The organism is Amycolatopsis sp. MtRt-6, from assembly GCF_017308975.1.
GTDB lineage: Bacteria > Actinomycetota > Actinomycetes > Mycobacteriales > Pseudonocardiaceae > Amycolatopsis.
This window is the reverse complement of record NZ_JADWPD010000028.1, coordinates 120,273-143,280: the sequence shown is the minus strand read 5'-3', so window position 1 is coordinate 143,280 and position 23,008 is coordinate 120,273. Positions and strand designations below refer to the sequence as shown.

Below are 23,008 nucleotides of genomic sequence, written 5' to 3'. Positions count from 1 at the left end.
CGATGTTCACGGACGGCTCTGACTTGCGGCTGGTCGAAGAGGCCGGGCGGGCTCCGGGCCGGAGTGTGCTGGCCGGCGCGTTCGCGCTGCTGGAGGCACTCGCCGACGCGAAGGCCGAACTGGGACTCACCGAGGCCGCCCGCCGGGCGGGGCTGCCCAAGTCCACCGCGCACCGGCTGCTGGAGCAGCTGTGCGGGATGGGCGCGGCCGAGCACCGCGTCCGCGGCTACGGCGTCGGGCCGATGTTCGGCCGCCTGTGCGACGGCCGCGACCGCGGGCACGCGTGGATCCGCGCCGCCGCCGGACGGCCCGCGGTCCGGCTGGCCAAGCTCTCGCGCACGGACGTCGTGGTGTGCGTGCTGTCCGCCGCCGAGGTCCTGGTGGTCGCGACGTTCGCCGGCCACTCGGCCCGGCTGCCGGTGGTCCGGCCGGGCACGGTCCTGCCGCCCCCGACCCCGTTCGCCGACGTGCTGCTGGGCGGGTGCGGCACGGGAACCGGCCCGGAGGTGGCCGGGCGGAGCTGCGCCGCGGCCCCGATCCACGCCCCGGACGGCCGGGTCGTCGCGGCGCTGGGCGTCCTGAGCCCCTCGGCCGACGAGCTACCGCGGCTGCGGCCGCTGGTGACGTCCGCCGCCGCGGAGGCCGGGCGCGAGCTGGCGGAACCGCTGCACCTCCGCTGAGCGACCCCGGCAAAGCGCCCCAAGGTGGCCTTGGTTGCGTTCAACGCACCGAAGGCCGCCTTGGGTGCGTTGGACGCACCGAAGGCCACATTGGGGCGCTTGGGGACAGGAGCCGAGGGGCGCGGCGGGTCCGGGTCCACTGAGCGGACCCGGCTCTTCCCGAAGATCCGTCCCTTTTGTCAGTCTCGCCCGGTGAGCGGCGCCGGTCTTCCGTGCGCCCGCGACAGTGGAGGTTGACCCATGGGCTCCAGACGCTGGCTCGGACTGACCACGGCGTTCGCGCTCTCGCTCGGCGGCATCGTCGTGACCGCCGCTCCGGCCCGGGCGGCCGACCCCGGTGTCACCACCCTGGTGAACGCCCTCGCCGCCCCCGCGAACAGCTTCGCGGCCTGGTCGAAGGGACTCGGCACGCTCGGCCAGCTCGCCAAGGCGCTGCCCGCCGTCCAGACCAGCCCCGGCGCGGCGCTCGGGTTCGACACCCTGGCGCAGGAAGCCTTCCACACCGGGACGAAGAAGCTGGCCGACGCCGTCGACGACGCCGATCTCGACATCGACCAGCCGATCAGCCTCAGCGCCGACCGCACCGGGACGCTGAAGACCACGCTGACCTCCGTCGGCGAGGACAAGCGGCTCGACCTCACCCTCACCGTCTCCCGCGTGCTGCAGGACCAGGCGCTGAGCGTCCCGCTGCCGATCGGTGGCGGCACCAACGCGCCGCAGTCGGCCTTCTCCTCGACCGGCGGCGTGCGGCTCACCGTCAGCACCACGATGAAGCTGAGCCTCATCTGGGACAAGGCCCACGACAAGGCCTACTTCGTCAACGACGGGACCACCCCGGCCTTCACCGTCGACGCCGAAGCGGGCTTCCCCGACGCGAACGCCGTCAAGGCGGTCAAGGCCGCGGTCGGCATCCTCGGCGTGCGGCTCGCCGACGATTCCTCCCTCGACCTCAAGGCGCACTTCGCGGCCACGATCAACGATCCGGACAACGACGGGAAACTCGCGTTCACCAACTTCGACGGCACCGCCGGCGAGCTCGCCCAGAACGGTTCGCTGGCCGGCCTGGTCAGCTTCGGCTTCGCGAGCCCGGCCGGGTCGCTGACCGGCTCGCTGCACCTCGCCGCCGCGCCGGCGAGCTCGTTCTCCCTCGAACTGCCCGCCGTGGACGCCAAGATCGGCATCCAGTGGCCCGACATCGCCACCGGCACCCCGCAGATCGTGCCCGAGGGCATCGACACGGTCGGCCCGTTCCTCAACATGACCCCGCGCGACCTGGCCACCGGCCTGGCCCAGCTGGCCACGACACTCACCTCGATCCAGCGCGCGAAGTGGGGCGACGCCGCGAACCCGGTCGGCAACCTCGACTTGCCGTTCCTCAAGGGCACCCTCGCCGACGCGATCCAGCTCAACGAGTCGATCAAGAAGTTCCTGCAGGACAACACCAAGACCGCCGCGGACCCGGCACAGGCCGGCGAGCCGCTGTTCGTGTCCCTGCAGGAGATGCTCGACAAGCTCAACACCGCGGCGAACCTCCCCGGTGGCGGCAAGATCGGCGTCTCCGACGTCCACTTCCCACCGGGCACGACCAAGCTCGACTTCAAGATCACGATCTCGCGCCAGGCACCCACGACGGCCGTCGACCTCAACGCGGCCGCGGCGGCGGCGTCCGGTCCGGCGGGCAGCCCGGGGAAGACGACCTACACCCAGACCACGCTCAAGGACGAGAACCAGAAGTGGAAGCCGGGGGAGTTCGCGGGACGGCACGTCGTCGCCGGAGCCGCCGGGGCGACGGTAGAGAACAACAACGAGAACACCCTGTTCCTGCAGGCGCCCGGCTGGACGCCGGTCGTCCCCGTCGCCAACGCGCCCTACACGATCTCCGGGATGCAGGGTGACGTCGGTGTCGTCCAGCTCGGCAACGACCTCAAGACCGGTGGCCGCGGTGTCGGCGAAGCCAACGCGGTCAACGCCACCGCGAAGGTCAAGCCGTCCTACGACGCCGCCGTCACGCTGGTGCTCGACCTGCGGAACCCCACCGTGCACAACCCGCCGATCGAGCAGAAGAACCCGGACGGCAGCACGATCCTCGTCGGCGCGACGCCGACCGGGCCGGACCGGGTGCTGCTGCGCACCGCCGGCGCTCCCTCGCTGTTCACCGCGGACTTCCCGATGGACGCCGACGTCGACATCTTCGCCAACGCCGGTTTCCTCCAGGTGGAGCTCAAGGGCGCGGCCCACGTCTGCCACCCGGACGCGGGCGCCGACTGCGGCGGGACCCCGGACGCCGACGACCACATGCTCCAGGTGAAGCTCAAGGACCAGGGTGACCTGACCTTCGGCGCGGTCGTGGACAAGCTGCTGCACGACCCCGGCGCGCTGCTCGACTTCCAGGTCAGCGTCCGCGGCGCGGGCGGGGTCGACGCGAGCGCGCCGGGCACCGGTGACTTCCTCAAGGGCGCCACCGCGCACGCCGGGTTCACCTGGAACGACCTCACCAAGCTCACCGGCTCCGACGGCCCGCAGTTCAGCACGAGCGACCTGTCCGAGCTGGCGAACTTCGACTTCGACCCGGCCAACCCGAAGGCGCTGTTCTCGATCGTCCTCAAGACGCTGCAGACGCTCAACGCGTCGATCAGCGACGCCTCCCCGGCCGGCGCCGCGGTGTTCGGCACCAAGATCCCGCTGGTCGGCCGCTCGCTGCGGGACCTGCTGCGAGCCGACGAAGCCGGCTCCGGCCCGAAGGTGACCTACGGCGCCAACTCCGTGAAGGACACCGCGCGCAGCGTCGAGAAGGGCAACGCGTTCCCGCAGACCCTCATCGGGCGCACGGTCGTCGCCGGGACCCAGGTGGGCATCGTCGGCAGCGTCACGGCGGACACCCTCGTCCTGGCCGGGCCGTGGGCCAGCCAGCCCTCGCCGTCGACGGCCTACGTGATCCGGTCCGAACTGGACGACGTCATCTCGATGCTGGAAGCGGCGCCGTCGGACAACCTGCAGCGGCTCGTCCAGACGATCAACGAGCGTTTCAAGGGCAGCGCGCCGGTGCAGTTCGAGTACGCCGACCTCGCCGGGACGCCGTCGCTGATCATCCGGCTGGACTGGAAGCGCGCCTACCACACCAGCACCCCGGTGCAGTTCGACTTCAGCCTGCCCGCGGGCACCCAGCGCGTCGCCGGCGTGCAGGGCGAAGGCTCGGTGTCGCTGGGCGTCGGCGGCGAGGTCAAGATGGGCCTGGTCGTCCCGTTGCAGCCGGGTTCCGGCCCGGCCGACGCGAACGCCCTGCGCATCCTGGACGACTCCAAGATCGGCGTGCAGCTCGACGCCGCCGTGGAGAACGCCACCATCGCGACCACCCTCGGCCCGCTGACCGTCTCGCTCGGCAACCCGAAGTCGGCGGACAAGGCGACCGCGAAGGCGTCCTACTCGCTCGACCTGGCCAAGAGCGGCGGCACCGGTACGCCGGTGACGTTCTCCGAGTTCGTGGGCGCGGTCGGCCCGTCGGTCAACGCCGCGAGCACGGCGGTGAACTGCGGCCTCGACGGCAGCACGCCACTGGGCCTGTGCGCCAAGTTGCCGCTGTACATCAGCGAAGACGGCGGCGCGACCTACGGCAAGGTGATCACCGACGACACCAAGGCGAACGACTTCGCGTTGCGCCTGCCCAAGTCCACGACGCCGGACGACTACTTCGACCTCGGCGGCGCCGCCATCGACGGCCACCCGCGGCTGGAGACCCCGGACCCGACGCTGCTGGGCCAGGAGCTGGCCAAGCGGCTGATCGACTTCGGCAGGCTCGACGGCCTCGACAGCTACCTCAACCTGGTGGAGCAGGCCCTCAACACCGCCAGCTTCGGCGGCAAGCTGCCGCTGCTCGGCGACGACCTCCAGCAGGGCGCGGACTTCATCGGCAAGCTGCGCGCGGCGATCCACACCGCGCTGGACCAGCTGCCCGCCGACGGGCACTTCACCGACATGGCCGCGGTGCGCGGCTGGGTGAACGACCAGCTCGGCGCGAAGCTCGCCGCCGCCGGCCTCAACCCGGACACCGTCACCGTCGACACCGTGTGCAAGACGCGGCTGGGCACGGTCGGCGTCCCGACGGTCGCGCTGCACGAAGGCGCCACGGCGGCCGACAAGACCTACCGGTACGTCATCGCGTCCTACGCCACGATCAACGGGGAGAAGAAGCAGGCCAAGGCGAGCGACCCCGGCTCGATCACCACCGGCCCGGCCACACTGTCCGCAACGGACTCCCTGGACATCTCCTGGGAACCGGTCGACAGCGCTTCCGGGTACATGGTGTTCCGTGAGGAAGGCGGCGTCTTCAAGCTCATCGCGGACGTCACCGGCACCAAGACGACCGACACCGGCGCCGCGGCCATCGGCGGGGCCCCGGAGAACCCGGCCGAGAACCCGCAGCCGCACGACTGCGCGTACAACGACCTCGACGCCGTGACGATCAGCCTCAACGTCAGCCAGGGCGACTTCAGCGGCGACCTGCTCAACTGCGCCGGGCTGCCGGCCGGCCACGAGTGCCTGAAGAAGTCCGTGCCGCTGGACCTGGGCATCCCCGGGTTCTCGCTCAAGGCCGACGGCGGCGCGGGCCCCGAGGTCCAGCTCGGCTGGCGGCTGCACCTGGCCATGGGCATCAGCCGCAGCGAAGGGTTCTTCGTCATCACCAAGGACTCCGCGCAACCGGAGTTCGCGGTCGGGCTGAACGTCACCCTGCCGCAGAAGATCAACGCGCAGCTGGCGTTCATCAACATCACCGCGGAGAACTGCACCAAGGACCTGAGCGCGGACGACTGCAACGCCGCGGCCGCGCCCCCGGCCAACGCCGTCCTGCCACTGTTCGGCGGCGCGTTCAAGATCGACCTGATCGCGCCGGACGACCCGACCAACGGCCGGCTGCACCTGACCGACCTGCAGAACGCCGGACTCGACCGGCTCGCCGACGTCAAGCTGCACGCGAGCGCGGACATCAACTGGCTGCTCAAGGCGCGGCCGGGTGACGACGCCGGGTTCCCGGGCATCCAGGCGAACTTCCGCCTGCACTGGGCGTGGAACAACGTCAAGCCGGGCACCAACAGCGCCGACGGCGGCAACAGCCCGCTGACGCTGGCGTTCGACAAGGTCGCCATCGACAGCGGCGAGATCTTCGGGAAGATCCTCGGCCCGATCGTCAACAAGGTCAAGCAGGTGACCGGCCCGCTCGACCCGGTGATCAAGACGCTGTACGCGCCGATCCCGGTGCTGTCGGACCTGTCCCACCTGGCCGGCGGCGGCGACGTCACGCTCGTTTCCCTCGGCAAGGCGTTCAGCACGATCGCGGGTGGCCCGGACCTGAAGTTCGTCGACACGATCGCGGGGATCATCACCTTCATCAACAACTTCCCGACGTGCACGACCACGTGCCTCATCCCGCTCGGCTCGTTCGAGCTCGGCGGCCAGAAGGCACTCGACACCACAGCGACCCCCGACAACACCGAAAGCCTGATCAGCACCAAGAAGGACGCCGGGGGCGGCACCACGTTCGCGCCGCTGCTCGACACGATCAACGGCAAGAACTCCAACCCGAACTCGGTCAACCCGATGACCACCCAGGCGTCGGCGGCCGGCTTCAGCTTCCCGGTGTTCGAGAAGCCGGCGTCACTGTTCAACGTGCTGCTCGGCGGCGACGTCGACCTGGTCAAGTTCGACTCCGGGCCACTGCGCCTCGGCTTCGACTGGCGCCAGCAGTTCGGGCCGGTGTACGCGCCGCCGCCGGTGGTGATCACCCTGCACGGCTCGGCGTCGGTAACCCTGCGCATCGTCGCGGGCTTCGACACCTACGGCATCCGCAAGGCGTTCGAGGCGGCCCGCGCGGGCACCCTCGACCTCGGCACCGTGGGCAACGCGTTCCTGCAGAGCCTGTTCTTCTACACCACGGAAAACGGCAAGCCGATCCCGGTGGTGACCTTCACGGGCGAGATCGCGGCCGGGGCCGCGGTCACGGCGGTGATCATCACGGTCGGCATCGAGGGCGGGCTCGGCCTCACGGTTTCGTTCCTGTGGAACGATCCCAACCACGACGGGAAGTTCCGGATCACGGAGTTCCTGCAAACGGCGTTGAACAACCCGATATGCCTGTTCACGGTGTCCGGGCGGCTCTACGTCTTCCTCAAGCTGTACGTGACGGTCGGGTTCGGCCCGTTCTCGGTGTCGTTCAGCTTCACGATCGTCGACGTCACCCTGCTCGACTTCACCGCGACCCCGAACTGCACACCACCACCGCCGAAGCTCGGCGGGCTGAGCGGCGACGGGAAGACATTGGTCGTGTACGCGGCCGCGCTCGGCCACACCGCGCAACGCGGCGGCGGCGCGGGTGACCCGTACGAGTCGAACAACCAGGAGAAGGACACCGTCAAGATCACTTCACTGCACGACTACGCCAACCCGGCGAACCCGGCGTTCACCGGCGTGGCCGTGGACATGCTCGGCATCCGGCGCGAGTTCCGGAACCCGAACATCGAACGCGTCATCGTCGACGGCCGCGGCTACGCCAAACCGATGAGCGTCACGTTCATCGGGGACGCCAAGGCCGACACCACCAAGACCGGCCCACCACCGCCGACCGCGCAGTTCGACCGTGACGCCGTCGTGTTCGGCGGCACCAAGAACGACCAGATCAAGACCGGTATCGGCCACTCATGGGTCGACGGCGGCGCCGGCGACGACGTCATCGTCACCGGTGACCGGACCGTGCTCGCCGCGAACAAGACGAGCTACGTCCGCGACGACGCGAAAGCCCGCGTCGCGGGTGGTCCCGGCGTCGACAGCATCACCGTCGGCAACGGCGTGGACATCGTCGCGGGCGACTCGAGCCTCGGCGCGCCCCCGGTGACGTCGATCGGCCTGAAGGAACTCAAGAACGACGGCCGCGACAGCGGCGACCCCCTAACAGACGGCACCGGAGGGCCGAGCGTCTCCGTGCCGAACTGGGCGCTGCTGCCCGATCCGGCGGGCGGCACCGGCACCGGCGACGCCGGCGACACGATCAAGGTGGGCCTGGCCAAGTCGACCGCGTTCGGCAACGGCGGCGACGACACCCTCGGCGTCTCGGCCGACGACCCGCTGAAGGACGTGCCCACCTATCCGCAGGCGCTGTTCGTGTCGCAGGGCGCGACGCTCGTCGGCGGCGACGGCAGCGACCGGTTCGCCGGCGGCACCGGGCCGGACAAGATCTACCCGGCGGCCCAGGTCGATCCCGGCATCGACGGCTACGGCTCGGACGACGCCAACACCTCCGGCGGTCCCGAAGGCGGGCCGATCAACACGATCGACACCGGCAGCGGCAACGACACGGTCTACGGCGGCAAGGGCCAGGACCGCGTCACCGGCCACTCCACCAAGGACCAGCACGACGACTTCCGCGGTGGCGGCGGCAACGACATCCTGTTCGGCGGCTTCGGGCCCGACACGCTCTACGGCGGCCCGGACGACGACTACGTGATCGCCGAACCGTCCACTCTGGACTTCCCGAACCCGGGGAAGACCGACGGCTTCGGGCCGTTCTACGTCGTCACGCACACCCCGCTGCCGCAGGGCGTGACGCCGTCGCCCAAGACACTGGTCGGTGGCCTCGGCTTCGACCACGTCATCGGCGGTGACGGTGGCGCGGACGTCTACGGCGACAAGCAGACGACGCCGTGCAAGGCGGGGACGCCGATCCCGTCGACCCCGGTCGACGAGTCGGTGAACGACCCGCTCGACGGCAACGACCGGATCATCGGCGGCGCGGGCGTGGAGAACGTCCGGGCCGGTGGCGGTGACGACAACGTCGATGCCGAAGCGGCGAACGACCTGGTGTGCGGCGAGAAGGGCAAGGACGCGCTGCACGGCGGCCGCGACGCGGACCAGGTCTGGGGCGGCTCGGACGACGACGCCGTCCACGGCGACGCCGGGGCGGACATGCTCTATGGCAACGACGGCGCCGACACGATGTTCGGCGGCGACGACCCCGACACCATCGAGGGCAACAACGGGACGGACTGGGTCTCCGGTGGCCTGGCCGGCGACACGATCGTCGGCGGCACCCGGGCGGCCGGCCAGCCCGACGACGGCGACAAGCTGTTCGGCGACACCGGCCCCGACACGATCATCGGCGACAACGGTGATCCGCTGGTGCCCGGCGGCCCGGTGTTCGACCTGGCCAGTGCCGACCCGGCGCTGGGCGGCGACGACACGATCTCCGGCGGCTTCGACAACGACGCGTTGTTCGGCGGGCTGGAGAACGACACGGTCTTCGGCGGGAAGGACCCCGACCGCATCGAAGGCAACCCGGGTGCCGACACGCTGAACGGCGAGACCGGCGCCGACGACATCATCGGCGGCAGCCACCAGACGCCGGGCGACCCGGCGGTCAAGAACGCGGCCGGCTACCCCGACGCGGGCGACACGATCTCCGGCGGCGACGCCGACGACGTGATCACCGGCGACAACGCCACGATCACCGGTACAGGCGGCGGCGACACCGGCGACCCGGTCACGCGGGGCCGCGGGCTGTCGGCCGGACGGCACGTGGTGCTGTTCGACCTCGGCTACACGCCGGTGGCGGGCACGTCCGGCGGAGATTCGATCTTCGGCGGCGAGGCCACGGACGTCATCTACGCCCAGGGCGGCACGGACACCGTGCACGGCGACGCCGGCGACGACTACGGCGAGGGTGGCCAGGACGCGGACAAGCTGTTCGGCGAGTCCGGGCAGGACGACCTCGTCGGCGGCTCGTCGTACGTCGAGTCGGGCACCGGCCAGGGCACGGCGGGCCAGCTCGACACCGGCGACACCATCTCCGGTGGCGACGACGCCGACCTGATCACCGGCGACAACGCCTTGCTGACGCGGGACGCGGGCATTCCGAAGAGCCCGATCACGCAGGGCCGCTTCGACACCGACGCGCAGGGCGCGGCGCCGATGGTCCAGCGCAGCATCCAGCTGTACGACCTGGGCGACGGGCCGGTGCCGAACACCTCCGGCGGCGACGACATCACCGGGGACAACGGCTGCGACGCGATCCTCGGCCAGTCGGGCAACGACCGGCTCAAGGGCAACGCCGACGGCGACTACGCCGAAGGCGGTCCCGGCCGGGACTGGATCGAAGGCAACGGCGGCGACGACGACCTCGTCGGCGGCAGCTCGGTGATCTTCGGTACCGACACGGCGTTGACCACGCAGGGTCAGCCGGACATCGGTGACGTCGTGTTCGGCGGCACCGGGGACGACGTGGTGCTGGGCGACAACGCGATCACCGACCGGATCGCGCCGCCGTCGCCGTACCTGCTCCGCGTGGGCAGCACCGGGACGTTCGAGACGCAACGTTCGCTGCGGCTGCTCGACCTCTCGTGGAGCAACGGGTTCCTCGGCGCGCCGGCGCGTCCCGTCGCGGGCGGGGACCAGCTGTCCGGTGGTGGCGGCGTCGACGTGGTCTTCGGCCAGGACGGCGACGACCAGATCTCCGGCGGCGCGCACGACGACTACGCCGAGGGCAACGGTGGCCACGACACGATGTTCGGCGACCGCACCCTGGCCGAAGCCGGGATCCCGATCACGCCGCCGAACCCGGTGTGGCCGGGCGCGGCCTCGGGCGACCTCGGCGACGTCTCCGCACCCAACGGGCAGGACGACCTGCTCGGCGGCAGCTCCCTGGCGGTCTTCCGCGACACGGCCGACGACGTGCACGGCGACGGCGCCGCCGACTTCGTCCTCGGCGACGGCGGCACCGCGGTGCGGGACATCGTGGACCAGACCGGCAAGCCGGTGGCGCTCGGCGACGACCTGTCGAAGGTGTCGCTGCCGCTGACGAACCGGATCTACGCCAAGCGCTACCCGGCGACCCCGCCGGTGGGTGCGGCGTTCGTCCGCCACGGCGCGGGCGGCGCTCCCACCCGCTTCTGCACCACCACGCAGGCCACGTGCGAGGCGCTCGGCGCGTCGGGCGGGGACAACCTGTGGGGCGACGCGGGCGAGGACACGTTGTACGGCCAGGACGGCAACGACCTGATGCACGGCGACACCGGCACGACGACGGCTCCGGGCGACGGCGCCGACGACATGTACGGCGAGCTGGGCGACGACCGGATGTGGGGCACCGGCGGCGACGACGCCATGGTCGGCGACCGCGGCGGCATCGTCGACGTGTACCAGGACGGCTCGAACAAGTTCGTGATCGACAACAGCCAGGTGCCCGCGATCCACTACGAGGGCTTCCTGCCCGGCTCGGTCACCCGGCAGGTCGACCTGCAGCACGACGTCAACGGCGACGCGTTCGCGGCACCGGGCAACGCACCGGCGATGCCCCACCGCGGTGACCTGGAAGGAGGCACCGACCGCATCCGCGGCGGCGACGACCACGACTCGATCCACGGCGGCTTCGGCGACGACCTGGCCAACGGCGATTCGGGCGGGGACATCGTCTTCGGCGACGACGGCGCGGACGTGCTGTGGGGTGGCAAGGGAAGCACCGACCCGGCCAACCCGAACGACCGCGGCGTCAACGACTCGCTCGTCGACTACGTCCTCGGCGGCAAGGGCGCGACGTCCGGCCCGTCGGTCGATCCGAACACCGGAGCGCTGGGTTCGGACATCATCGACTGGCGCCCGCGCGGCACGTACGGCACGCCGGGTCAGACGACGTGCACGGCGAACCCGTGGCCGCAGACGTTCGGCAACGGCAAGAACGCGGTGACGGTGGACCCGTGCACGTGGTTCGAGCTGACCGAGTTGCACAACGCCGACGTCGCGGACAACCAGCACCACCAGGGCATCGACTGGATCTACGGCGGCTGGGACCGTGACGTGCTGCAGGCCGACGTGGCCGACAACGGCCCCAACCAGGGCGACCGCCTGCTGGACTGGGGCGGAGCGTACAACCTGTACACGCACTGCAACGCGGCCTACGGCGGCTACAACGACGTCCGTCAGTTCAGCCCGACGCACCAGGACTTCCTGCAGCGGTGGGCGTACTCGCTGGGCGCCGGCCAGGCGGCCGGGGACGTGACCACGGCAGGCACGTCCGCGTTCGACGAGCTGGCGCTGGTGTACCAGTCCGACCTGCAGGAGCACGGGTCGGGACCGGCGTTCCCGACCACGCCGGGGCATTTCGACAACCCGAACGCCTGCGCACCCTGACAGGGAGGAAGAGCCACGGCGGGCGCCCGGAATCCCGGGCGCCCGCCGTGCTGCCGGACCCTAGGGCCAAATGGCACAATGATGTGCCACTTCGGCGTAGGCTCCGCCGCCGAGTCCTCTGGGAAGACAGTCAGCCGAGGCCGGCGTTGTCCCGCGAGCCCGCCGTGACCTGCCGCCTTCGCCGGCCGTGCCCACCGGACCCGCCGGCCGCGGTCAGCCGACGGGTGTCTTCGGGGGCCGGCGGGGGACCGGCAGCCGGGGCGGTTCCGGTGGTGCCGGGTCGGCGGGCCGGCCGGTGAGGAAGGCGCGCCGGGCGTGGGCGAAACCGTGGCGGTCGTCGAAGATGTCGTGGCTCATCTCGGCGAGCTCCCGGATCCGGTAGGTCTCCAGCGGGCGGCGTTGCTCGTCGGCTTCCCGGGTCGCCCGCTTGCGGCTGATCAGGGCCTTCGCGTGGCCGCCGGCGGCGAGTTCGGTGGCGTAGGCCAGTGCGTTCGCGACGAAGGCCGCGCGGTCGCTCGCGGCGAGCCGGTCGATGATCCCGATCCCGGCGGCTTCGGCGGCGGTGATCGGCTCGCAGTCGGTGGTCAGCCGGTGTGCCTGTGCTTCGCCGACCCGGTGCGGCAGCACGTAGGTCCAGTATTCCGAGCCGTAGAGACCCATCTTCCGGTAGTGCGGGTTGAGCAGGACGCCGTCCCGGGCGATCACCTTGTCGGCGCCGAGAGCCAGCATGACCCCGCCCGCGCCGGCGTCGCCGGCGAGCGCGGAGACCACGACCTGGCGGGTGCAGCCGATGATGTCCCGGCAGAGGTCGTCGATCGCGGTGATGTTCCGCCAGGCTTCCGCCGCGGGATCCGGGTGCGCGTCGATGACACCCAGGTGCAGGCCGTTGGAGAACACCTCGCCGCCGGCCAGGACCAGGACGTCGGTGTCCTGCGCCGAGGCGTAGCGCACGGCCGCGCCGAGCCGGCGGCACTGGGCCGTGGACATCGCGCCGTTGTAGCACGCGAAGCGCACCAAGCCGACCCGGCCTGCCCGCCGGTAGCCGATGTCCCGCAGGCCGGGCGGCGCGGCGATCCGCGGCACGGGGGGAACCCGGTCCCCGAGGGCGAGAACGGCGGGGAGCTTGACCGTCGTGCCCGGGGCTTCGGGTGCCAGCCGCCGCGCATGACCGATCCACAGCGCGCCGTCGCCGGTCCGGACCAGCACGGCACTGCGCGAGCGTGCCGCGATGGTGCCGGGCTCGCCGGGCCCGGCGTCCCCGGGATGGGCGTCGAACACGGCGACCGGGACACCGGCCAGCTCGGTGTGCACGCCGGGCCGGCCGTCCGCGGCGCGGACGCGACGCAGGATGTGGCCGGTCGGGTCACCCCAGGAGAAGGCCCGGTCGGCTTGCCGGACCAGGGGCCGGTCCGCGCCCGCCCGGCTGTCCTGCCGCCGGGGCGCGAACCCGGGGTCTCCGGCCTTGGTCACGACTTCGTCGATGAGGCTCAGCGCGGCGTCGGACACCTCGGTGTTGTAGAGCGTGCTCTTGCGCGGCGGGTCGGCCGGCATCCGGAACACCCGGGTGCCCCAGACTGGCCCGCCGTCGAGCTCCCCGGTCGCCTGCAGGGCGGTGACGCCCCAGCGAGGTTCGGCGTCCATGATCGCCCAGTCGAGCGCGGACGGGCCGCGATCCCCTTCCGGACCGGGGTGGATGACGATCGTGCGGTAGCGGCGCCAGACCCCCTCGGGAACGCGCCGGCGCAGGAACGGGCAGATGATCAAGTCGGGATCGCCTGCCGCAACCGCGGCGGCGATGTCCTGCGGATCGCGCACGGTCCGCACCGTGACGTGGTGGCCGCGGCCGCGCAGCTGGAGCCAGGCGCGTTGGCTGAGACCGTTGAACGCGGAGCACAGCAGCAGGATTTTCAACGGGCCTCCGCTCGTTGACGCTTTCGATCCCGGGGCGACCGACCGACGCTACCCGAGGCGGCGGTGAAGTCGACGCGGCCAACGGGGTAACCCCGTTCGGCCAACCGGGGTGTTCGGCTGAAGCGCCGTGCGAAACATTCGTTTACGGCGGTGAAGTGGAGATATTTCTTCTCTCGACACGGTGTGACCGCCGGTCACCTTGCGTTTTGTCGGTCACTTTGAGAAAGCGCTTTCAATGCACGGCGGAGCACCCTGTTCTCCTCCTCGAAAGGCCTTCCGTCGTGAGAAGTCCGGGCGGTCCGGCCGCTGCGCACCGCGGCCTGAGCCGGACTTCGCGCGTGCCACGGAAGCGGCGTGCGCCATCGGGGCCGAGCTGAAGACGGCGGTGCGGCTCTCGACGCGGCGGACGAGGTGCTCGCCGCACTCGGACGGCAGGTCGTCGGCAGGTTCGTACCGCGGAAAGGAGGCAGCTCAAGCGCTTGCCGGACCGGGCGGCCGAGGTTGCGCAAGAAGTGCCGCCCGGCCGGCCCCGTCGCCGGCGAAGCGCCGCTCCAGCCGGGCGAGGGTCTCGTTGCACCGCGCAATCTCGGCCGGGTCGATGTCGTCGAGCAGGCCTGCCAGAAGCTCCGACCAGGCGCCGCGGAGGACTTCGAGGTTGGTCCGGGCCAGCTCGGTGGGGTGCACCGTCACGGTCCGGCCGTGGCCCGAGCGCGTCAGCATGCCCTTGGCTTCGAGGCCGCGGAGGGCCGTGCTGACGTTCGTGCGCTGCAAGCCGGCGCGCTCGGCGATGCGGCTCGGTGCGCACCCCGGGTCCAGGTCCACGATGCGCATGACCTGGCGCTCGGTGGCGGTGAGCGGTACGACGTCCGGCTCGGCCGGGGTGCGCAGGCGGATCAGGCGCGCGACGTTGAGCACGAGGTCGGCCAGGTCGGCGTACGGGTCCGGAGGCTGGGGGAGCGGCACCCCTTTACGCTACCCGATAGTTATGTAAACATAATTATGTGCCGATGAACGAAAACGAGGGTGTCCTGCGTGCGGGGCCGGCCGGTTTCGCGGAGCTCGCGGCGGTGCTCGGCGACGCCGTCCGCGATGTCGGGGCCTGGATGTCCGAGTACGGCGGCTACGACCCGCACCCCGCCCAGGACGTGCCGCTCGAACGGTTCCGGGAGGCGGCCGCGGACCTGCACCGCCGCCTGCGGGACAACTACCCGTTCTTCCACCCCCGGTACGTCGGGCAGATGCTCAAGCCGCCCCACCCGGCGGCCGTCGCCGGCTACCTGAGCGCGATGCTGATCAACCCGAACAACCACGCCCTCGACGGCGGTCCCGCCACCGCGGCCATGGAGAAGGAGGTGGTCGCGGACCTGGCGGCGATGTTCGGCCTGCCCCAGCACCTGGGACACCTGACCAGCAGCGGGACGATCGCGAACCTGGAGGCCCTGTTCGTCGCCCGCCAGACGCACCCGGGCCGGGCGATCGCGCACAGCGCCGACGCCCACTACACCCACGGCCGGATGAGCCACGTGCTCGGGATCGAGGCCGTCCCGGTGGCCGTCACCGCGGCCGGGACCCTCGACCTGGACGCGCTCGAAGACCTGCTCCGCACCGGCCGCGTCGGCACGGTGGTCGCGACCACCGGGACGACGGGCCTCGGTGCCGTCGACCCCGTCGGCGAGATCGTCACCCTCGCCCGCCGGTACGGCGCCCGGGTGCACGTGGACGCGGCCTACGGCGGGTTCTTCCGGCTCATCGCCGACGACACCGCCGACGGCGTGGCCTCGGCGCCGTTCCGCGCCATCGCCGACGCCGATTCGGTGGTCATCGACCCGCACAAGCACGGGCTGCAGCCCTACGGCTGCGGTGCCGTGCTCTTCCGCGACCCGTCGGTCGCCGGCCTCTACCTGCACGACTCGCCGTACACGTACTTCACCTCCGACGAGCTGCACCTCGGGGAAATCTCCCTCGAATGCTCCCGGGCCGGTGCCGCGGCCGCGGCACTGTGGCTGACGTCGCGGGTCCTGCCCCTGACCCCGGACGGGCTCGGCGCGGTGCTCCGGCCCGGGCGCCGCGCCGCGCTCGCCTGGGCAGACCTGATCGCCGGCGGTGCCGAGCTGGCGTTGTTCCAGCGTCCGCAGCTCGACATCGTCAGCTACTTCCCCGCCCGCGACACGCTTTCCGAGATCGACCGCGTCAGCGCCCACGTGCTCGAGGCCGGGATGCGTCGCCCTCCGGAGCAGGCGCTGTTCGTGGCGACGTACACGGTCACCGGCGCCGACCTCGCCCGCCGAGGTCACGCGGTGCGCGAGGACGTCCCCCGGGGCCGGATCCTGCGCAGCGTCCTGATGAAGCCGGAGAGCGAGACGCACATCCCCGGCCTGCACCGCGAAATCGCCCGGTTGAGCAGGTGAGCCGTTATCGCGGCGTTCCGCTGCGCCGCCACTCGCCCGGCGTGATGTCGTACGCCGCGCGGAACCGCCGGGTGAAGTGGGTCGGGTCGCTGAAGCCCCACCGCCGGGCGATCACCGCGATGGTGTGGCCGCGGCTGCTCGGGCGGACGAGGTCCGCGCGGGCGCCCGCCAGCCGTTCGCCGATGATCCACTGTTCGAGGCTGAAGCCCGCCTCCGCGCAGATCTTGTACAGGTAGCGCAGGGAGACGTTGTGCGCGGCCGCGATCGTCGCCGGGCGGAGGGCCGGGTCGGTGAGGTGCCGGCGCACATACGCGCGCACCCGGGTCAGCAGCGTCTGGTGCAGGACCTCGGCGGTGTGCCGGCCGGGGTGCGCGGCCGAGATGAGCAGCGCGCGGGCCAGTTCGACAGTGGCGGTGCCGAGCGCGGCGGCTCCGGCGTCGGCGCTGAGGCGGCCGGCGTCGGCGACCAGGTGGCTGACGTGGTCGGTGAACAGCCGGTTGAGCGGGCTGGCGCGCAGGTTGCCGGTGGCGTCGCGGATGACGTCGACCGGAAGGCCGAGCTGCTCGAACCGGATCTGGACGCAGCCCGCGGCGCCGGTGCCGGACCAGGAGAACTCGTAGGGTGCCGACAGGTCCATCGCCATCAGTTCGCCCGGCTTGACCACCTCCCGCGCGGACAGCTGTTCCCGCCGGCCGTCGGCGAGCAGCTGGACCGACAGGGCGACCACCGGCTCGACGTCCTGCTTGGCCTGCTTGGCCGTGCGGGACAGCCGGATGCCCGAGGCGCGGTTGGTGAAGATGTTGGCGGGGCCGAGTTCCCAGACCCCCATGAGCGCGTGGACGTCGCCCCCGGGGTCTTCGTGGATGACGTAGCAGGGTGCGGACGCCTCCTGCATCGCCGCGTGCACGGCCTCGATCCGGTCGCCGGCCGGGAGTTCCGCGGTGTCGAGGACGAACGGCATGGCGCACCCTCCCAGTGTTAGCGCTCCCATGATGCACGGTGAGCCGAGAGGCGTGCACGCACAGCCGTCCTCCCGGTTGATCCCGCTTCTACCCTTTTGTCCTGTGTTCTTCCACGGAATAACCGGACCGCGGCGGTGACGCTCCACGGCCGCCGAGCCGAACGCGAGCGCCTCGACCGGCTGGTCGCCACGGTGCGTGCCGGGTTGAGCGGCGCGCTGGTCCTGCGCGGCGACGCGGGGATCGGCAAGACCGCCCTGCTCGACGACGCCACCGCGCGGGCCGAGGGCCTGCGGGTCGTCCGGGTGGCCGGGGTGGCGGCGGAGACCGCGTTCCCGTTCGCGGCACTGCACCGGCTGCTGATCCCGCTGTTGAGCGCTCCGCGTGGCCTGCCCGCGGCGCAGGACCGCGCGTTGCGGGTGGCCTGCGGGCAGGCCGAAGGCCCGCCGGCCGACCGGTTCCTGGTGGGGCTGGCGACCCTGACGTTGCTCGCCGAGGTCGCCGCCGGCGCGCCGGTGCTGTGCTGTGTGGACGACGCGCAGTGGCTGGACGAGGAGTCCCTGGGCGTGCTGGCCTTCGTCGGCCGCCGGCTGCACGCCGAGGGGCTCGGGCTGCTGTTCACCACGCGCGACGCCGTCGACGCGCTGGCCGGGCTCGAGGTGCTCGAAGTGACCGGCCTGGCCGAGGCCGACGGGGTGGAGCTGCTGCAGGCGGTGGTGACCCGGCCGGTGGACCGGCGGGTCGCCGCGCGCATCGCGGTGGCGACCGGCGGCAACCCGCTGGCGTTGACCCTGCTGGGGCAGGAGCTGTCGGCCGACCACCTGACCGGGGCGCTGTCCCTGCCGGACCCGCTGCCCCTCGGCAGGCGGCTGGAGGAGACCTACCTGCGCCGGGTGCGTGCGCTGCCGCCGGAGACCCAGACGTGGTTGCTGGTGGCGGCGGCCGAGCCCGGCGGCGACATCGGCTACATCACCGACGCCGCCGCGCAGCTCGGCGTCCGGCTGGACGACATCGGTCCCGCGGAGGCGGCGGGCCTGCTGGTGCTCGGCACCACCGCCGAATTCCGGCACCCGCTGGTGCGCTCCGCGGTCTACGGCGGGGCGACCAGCGCGCAGCGGCAGCGGGCGCACACCGCGCTCGCCGGCGCGACCACCCGGCCGGCCGACGCGGACCGGCGGGCCTGGCACCTGGCCGCCGCCTGCGTCGGACCCGGCGAAACGGTGGCCGTCGAGCTGGAACGGGCGGCCGACCGGGCCGGTGCGCGCGGCGGGTACGCGGCGCGCGCGGCGTTCCTGACCCGGGCCGCCGAGCTGACTCCCGAGGGGCCGGCTCGCGCCGACCGGATGCTCGGGGCCGCCGAAGCCGCGCTCCTGGCCGGGGCGCCGGTGCAGGCGCTGAAGCTGCTCGACGCGGTCGGCGTCGAGCAGGTCGGCGACGTCGGGCGGGGCCGGGCGCTGCTCGTCCGCGCGAGCACGCTGGTGGTGCTCGGCGGCGAGGGAGCGTACGCGGGAGGCTCGGCCCTGTGCCTCGACGCGGCGGCGGCGTTCGGCGAACGGGAGCCCGAACTCGCCCGTGAAGCGCTGGTGGACGCCGTCGAGCACGCCGTGCGCGGCGGGCACCTCATCCAGGACACCACGGTGGCGCGGATCGCCCGTGCCGCCGGCGCACCCGGCGACGCGACCCTACGAGACTTGGTGTTGCGCGCGTTCACCGTGCTGGTCACGGACGGCTGCGCGCCGGCCGTGCCGCACATCCGGCAAGCCACCGACGCGCTGCTGGACCCGGCGACCCCCGCCGAGCACGTGCTGCGCCGGCACCTGGCCGGCACGACGCTCAGCATCCTGCTCTGGGACCCGGAGCGGCACCGGGCGGTGTGGCGGCGAGCCGTCGACGTCGCGCGGCAGAACGGTGCACTGTGGACACTCGTGACCGCGTTGTACTGCTCGGCCACGGTGGAGACCTACCTCGGCGACCTGGCCGCGGCCGAGGACCTGCTGGCGCAGTGCAACCAGGTCCGCGCGGCGATCGGGGCGACGGACGAGCTGTGGTCCATCCACCGCCTGCCGGAACTGCTGGCCTGGCGCACCGACGACGGCGGCCACGACGGCGCCGCCGCCGCGTTGCACGAGTCGCTGGAGGCGGCCGGCCGGCTCGGGGGCGGCTCGGTCCAGTCGCTCGTCCGCATCGGCCTGGTCGTGCTGTACCTCGGGCGGGCCGACTACGCGCGGGCCCGCGCGATCGCCCACGAGGTCGCCGAGACCGATGTGCTGAGCGTGCACTCCCGCATCCTGCCCGACCTCGTCGAAGCCGCCGTCCGCAGCGGTGACCGGGTCCTGGCGGCCGCCGCGCTGGCCAGGCTGACGCCCCGGGCCACGGCCGCCGGCACCGGCTGGGCGGCCGGGGTGCTGGCCCGCTCGCGTGCCCTGCTCGCCCCGGCCGGCACCGCCGAGCCGTACTACCGCGAGGCGGTCACCCTGCTGTCCGCAGCGGGCGCGCGCGCCGACCTCGCGCGCGCCCACCTGCTCTACGGAGAATGGCTGCGCCGGCGGAAACGCCGCCGGGACGCCCGCGACCAGCTCCGGACGGCGCTGGAGATCTTCCAGCGGATGGGGGCACCCGGCTTCGCCACGCGAGCCGCCAAGGAACTGGTCGCCACCGGCGAGAAGGCGCGGCGGCGGTCGCCCGAGACGGCGGGCGACCTGACCGTGCAGGAACTCGCGGTCGCGAAGCTCGCCGCCCGCGGCGCGACCAACGCCGAGATCGCCGAGCAGCTCTTCATCAGCGCTTCCACCGTCGACTACCACCTGCGGAAGGTGTTCCGGAAGCTCGGCGTGACGTCCCGCCGCCGGCTGGCCCACGTGTCCCGGCTGGAGTGAGCCGGCTCAGCGCGCGGCGGCGAGGACGATCGCCGCGGTCTGGGCCGGCCGGGACATCATCGCGACGTGCGAGCTGCGCACCTCGACGACGCGCGAACCCGCTCGCCGCGCCATGTACCGCTGCGCGGCGGCGGGGATGAGCTGGTCGTCGCGGGCGACCAGGAACCACGACGGGATGGTCCGCCACGCCGGCGGCCCGGACAGCTCCTGCAGGGACCGCACGTTCGCCGGGCGCTGGGTGGCCGCCATGACCGCGGTCGTCGCCGGCGGCAGGTCACCGGCGAAGACGTCGCGGAACACGGCTTTCTTGACGTAGCCGTCGTGGCTCGGCGTTCCGTCGGGCAGGGTGATCGGCCGCAGGTCGAGGGCGTCGAGCCCGAGCTTCGTGCCGGGGAACATGTTCTGCAGGCCCCCGACCGTGTCGCCGTCGTCGGGAGCGAACGCCGCGATGTACACCAGCGCCTTGACGCGGGGGTTGCCGGTGGCGGCATTGGTGATGACGACGCCACCGTAGGAGTGGCCGACGAGCACGAGCGGGCCTTCGAGCGCGGCGAGCAGGCTCGCCAGGGAGGCGGAGTCGGCGGCGATGCCGCGCAGCGGGTTCGCCGGCGCGATGACCGGGTAGCCCTCGCACAACAGCCGGTGGACGACGTCGTTCCAGCCGGAGGCGTCGGCGAACGCGCCGTGCACCAGGACGATGGTCGGTTTCGGACCGCCGGGGGAAGCGGCGGCCGCGGCCGGGGCGGCGACCGCGGTCACCACCCCGGCGGCGGCCGCACCGGCCAGGAACGTGCGGCGCCGGAGTCCGGTCGCGTCGTGGCTCATGGGATGTCCTCACTGGTCGGAACGGTTTGCCGGGGAGGGGAACCGTGGTGCGGGTGGATCACGTCGCCGAGCCGGACCCGCGTCACCGGGCGTGCCGGAGCGCCCAGTCGAGCGCGTGGTCGGCGACCTGCTCCCAGCCGGGTTCGGCGCACGTCCAGTGCGAGCGACCGGGGAACTCGACGTACTCGGTGACCGTGCCGGGTGCCTTGTAGTGGCGGGCGTTGGACTTGTTCACCGACGGCGGCATGATGTGGTCCGCCCCGCCGGCGATGAACAGCAGTGGAGCCCGCTGCTCGTTGCGGAAGTTCACCCACGTCTCCTGCTTGCCGGGGGTGAGGTTGGCCAGCAGGCCGTACGCCCACACCCAGCTGCCCGGCGCCGGGATGGCGTACCGGTCGTACGCCGCCCTGGAGTCCTCTTTGGACAGCGTGTTGGTGAAGGCGTAGCGGAACTGCTCCGGGGTGAACCCGGCGGCCTGGTGCCGCTTGGCCGGGTTGTTCAGGATCGGGAACAACGACTTGATCTGCGACGGCGGGTTCACCCGGATGCCTTCGGGCGGCGCCGAGTCGATGACCACCCCGGCCGCCCCGTGCCCCCGGTCGAGCAGCAGCTGGGTCAGCGTCCCGCCGAACGAGTGCCCGATGATGATCGGCTGCTCCGGCAGCGCGGTGATGACCTTCTCCAGGTGGGCCACCGTCTCGGGCACGGTCGCCGTGGCGATCGGCGCCGGATCGGCGCGCAGTGCCTCCACCTCGACCTCGAAGCCCGGGTACGCCGGCGTCAGCACGGTGTGCCCCTTCGCCTCGTAGTACGGCACCCAGTGCTCCCAGCTGCGCGGCGTCATCCACAGCCCGTGGACCAGAACGATGGTGGTCATGCCCCGTACTCCTTCAGGAAAGCGAGCAGGTCGCTGCCGAGCTGCGCCTTGTGGGTGTCGGTGATGCCGTGCGGCGCGCCGGGGTAGACCACCAGCCGCGCGCCCTTGATCAGCTCCGCCGACGCCTTGCCGCCGACCTCGAACGGCACGACCTGGTCGTCGTCGCCGTGCACGACGAGCGTGGGGACGTCGATCGCGGCCAGGTCCGGGCGGAAGTCCGTGGCCGAGAACGCGGCGATGCACTCGTAGGCGCTGCGGTGCCCCGACGCCATGCTCTGCAGCCAGAACGCGTCACGGATGCCCTGCGAGACGTTCGCGCCCGGCCGGTTGTGGCCGAAGAACGGCCCGTCGGCCAGGTCCTGGTACGTCTGGGACCGGTCGGCGAGCGACCCCGCGCGGATCGCGTCGAACACCGCCACCGGCACCCCGCCCGGGTTGTCCTCGGTGCGCAGCATGAACGGCGGCACGGCCGAGACGAGCGCGACCTGCGCGACCCGGCCGGTGCCGTGCCTGCCGACGTACCGGGCGACCTCGCCGCCGCCGGTGGAGAACCCAACCAGGGTGACCTCGGCCAGGTCGAGGAAGTCCAGCAACGCGGCGAGGTCGTCGGCGTAGGTGTCCATCTCGTTGCCGTCCCACGTCTGCGTGGAGCGGCCGTGCCCGCGCCGGTCGTGGGCGATCACCCGGTACCCGTTCCCGGCCAGGAACAGAGCCTGGGCCTCCCAGCTGTCGGAGTTCAGGGGCCAGCCGTGGCTGAGCACGACCGGACGGCCGGCACCCCAGTCCTTGTAGAAGATCCGCGCCCCGTCAGAAGCGGTGACATAACTCAACGTGGTATCCCTCCGAGTCGGGCCGGCCGTGTCCCGGCCACACCGCCGACCCTTCCGCGGCACCACCCGCTTCGAATCCCGCGCTCCGCGTAGTGCGGACCGACCCGGCCCGGCTTCGAGCACGCGCGGGCCACCGCCGGGCACCCTCGCGGTGGGTCGCGGTCCGCACTCGCCGTCCCGCTTCGGTCACCGTCGCGGTTCGCAATTCCGGGCCCGGTCGAAGATGAATATCCTTCGAAGCTACGGGTCTCCCCGGAATATCACCCCGGCGGGGGAGTATTGCCCAGTCCTGGGTGGACTGAGGTTAATTTCCGGCAACGCGACCGAACCGTTATGGACGTTGCTCTGGTCGAGTCGTATCTTTTCGGGGCAGGCGATGATCGACATCGGTTGACGGAGGTAGCTGGACACGGTCCCCCGCGATCGCAGGAAACCGAAGACGTTGGCGGTCGCCGCCTGTGAAATTCCATCGCCAT

General features: G+C 72.1%; 10 protein-coding genes. 4 read left to right on the top strand and 6 right to left on the bottom strand.

Annotation, left to right across the window (positions count from 1 at the left end; translation table 11 throughout):
* Positions 1-2 precede the first annotated feature (2 nt).
* Entirely contained in the window at positions 3-680 is a 678-nt protein-coding gene (locus I4Q55_RS36430) for a helix-turn-helix domain-containing protein (RefSeq protein WP_206794237.1), read from the top strand.
* A gap of 240 nt (positions 681-920) precedes the next feature.
* Positions 921-11,846 carry a calcium-binding protein gene (locus I4Q55_RS36425; protein WP_206794239.1) on the top strand — a complete coding sequence of 3,642 codons (10,926 nt, stop codon included), beginning with the start codon at positions 921-923 and terminating at the stop codon, positions 11,844-11,846.
* A gap of 213 nt (positions 11,847-12,059) precedes the next feature.
* Here I4Q55_RS36425 and I4Q55_RS36420 read toward each other — a convergent pair whose 3' ends face one another.
* Positions 12,060-13,757, bottom strand: a complete 1,698-nt coding sequence (locus I4Q55_RS36420; RefSeq protein ID WP_242546933.1) for an enoyl-CoA hydratase-related protein — start codon at positions 13,755-13,757, stop codon at positions 12,060-12,062.
* Positions 13,758-14,228: 471 nt separating this feature from the next.
* Positions 14,229-14,720 (bottom strand): MarR family winged helix-turn-helix transcriptional regulator, encoded by a 492-nt coding sequence (locus I4Q55_RS36415; protein WP_206791901.1) that lies wholly within the window; start codon positions 14,718-14,720, stop codon positions 14,229-14,231.
* A 140-nt stretch (positions 14,721-14,860) separates the two neighbouring features.
* Between I4Q55_RS36415 and I4Q55_RS36410 the strand changes: the two genes are divergently transcribed.
* On the top strand, positions 14,861-16,165 hold the full coding sequence (locus I4Q55_RS36410) for an aminotransferase class V-fold PLP-dependent enzyme (RefSeq protein WP_206792108.1): 1,305 nt from the start codon (positions 14,861-14,863) through the stop codon (positions 16,163-16,165).
* Positions 16,166-16,169: 4 nt separating this feature from the next.
* Here the strand turns inward: I4Q55_RS36410 and I4Q55_RS36405 are convergent, their stop codons facing one another.
* Positions 16,170-17,126, bottom strand: coding sequence for a helix-turn-helix domain-containing protein (locus I4Q55_RS36405; protein WP_206791902.1), 957 nt, complete (start codon positions 17,124-17,126; stop codon positions 16,170-16,172).
* A gap of 135 nt (positions 17,127-17,261) precedes the next feature.
* Between I4Q55_RS36405 and I4Q55_RS36400 the strand changes: the two genes are divergently transcribed.
* Positions 17,262-20,000, top strand: a complete 2,739-nt coding sequence (locus I4Q55_RS36400) for a helix-turn-helix transcriptional regulator (protein ID WP_206791904.1) — start codon at positions 17,262-17,264, stop codon at positions 19,998-20,000.
* Positions 20,001-20,006: 6 nt separating this feature from the next.
* On the opposite strand, the gene I4Q55_RS36395 is transcribed toward I4Q55_RS36400, so the two are convergent.
* The 3 genes from I4Q55_RS36395 to I4Q55_RS36385 form a co-directional block, all read right to left on the bottom strand.
* Positions 20,007-20,825 (bottom strand): alpha/beta fold hydrolase, encoded by an 819-nt coding sequence (locus I4Q55_RS36395; RefSeq protein WP_206791905.1) that lies wholly within the window; start codon positions 20,823-20,825, stop codon positions 20,007-20,009.
* An 82-nt stretch (positions 20,826-20,907) separates the two neighbouring features.
* Entirely contained in the window at positions 20,908-21,702 is a 795-nt protein-coding gene (locus I4Q55_RS36390) for an alpha/beta hydrolase (protein WP_206791906.1), read from the bottom strand.
* Positions 21,699-22,532 carry an alpha/beta fold hydrolase gene (locus tag I4Q55_RS36385; protein WP_206791907.1) on the bottom strand — a complete coding sequence of 278 codons (834 nt, stop codon included), beginning with the start codon at positions 22,530-22,532 and terminating at the stop codon, positions 21,699-21,701. Before I4Q55_RS36385 ends, I4Q55_RS36390 begins: the two co-directional genes overlap by 4 nt.
* Positions 22,533-23,008 lie beyond the last annotated feature (476 nt).

Excerpts from the sequence above, each read along its gene's own strand:
- I4Q55_RS36430 (WP_206794237.1), top strand. The coding sequence starts at position 3 with ATGTTCACGGACGGCTCTGACTTGCGGCTGGTCGAAGAGGCCGGGCGG.
- I4Q55_RS36425 (WP_206794239.1), top strand. The coding sequence starts at position 921 with ATGGGCTCCAGACGCTGGCTCGGACTGACCACGGCGTTCGCGCTCTCG.
- I4Q55_RS36410 (WP_206792108.1), top strand. The coding sequence starts at position 14,861 with ATGTCCGAGTACGGCGGCTACGACCCGCACCCCGCCCAGGACGTGCCG.
- I4Q55_RS36405 (WP_206791902.1), bottom strand. The coding sequence starts at position 17,126 with ATGCCGTTCGTCCTCGACACCGCGGAACTCCCGGCCGGCGACCGGATC.
- I4Q55_RS36395 (WP_206791905.1), bottom strand. The coding sequence starts at position 20,825 with ATGAGCCACGACGCGACCGGACTCCGGCGCCGCACGTTCCTGGCCGGT.
- I4Q55_RS36390 (WP_206791906.1), bottom strand. The coding sequence starts at position 21,702 with ATGACCACCATCGTTCTGGTCCACGGGCTGTGGATGACGCCGCGCAGC.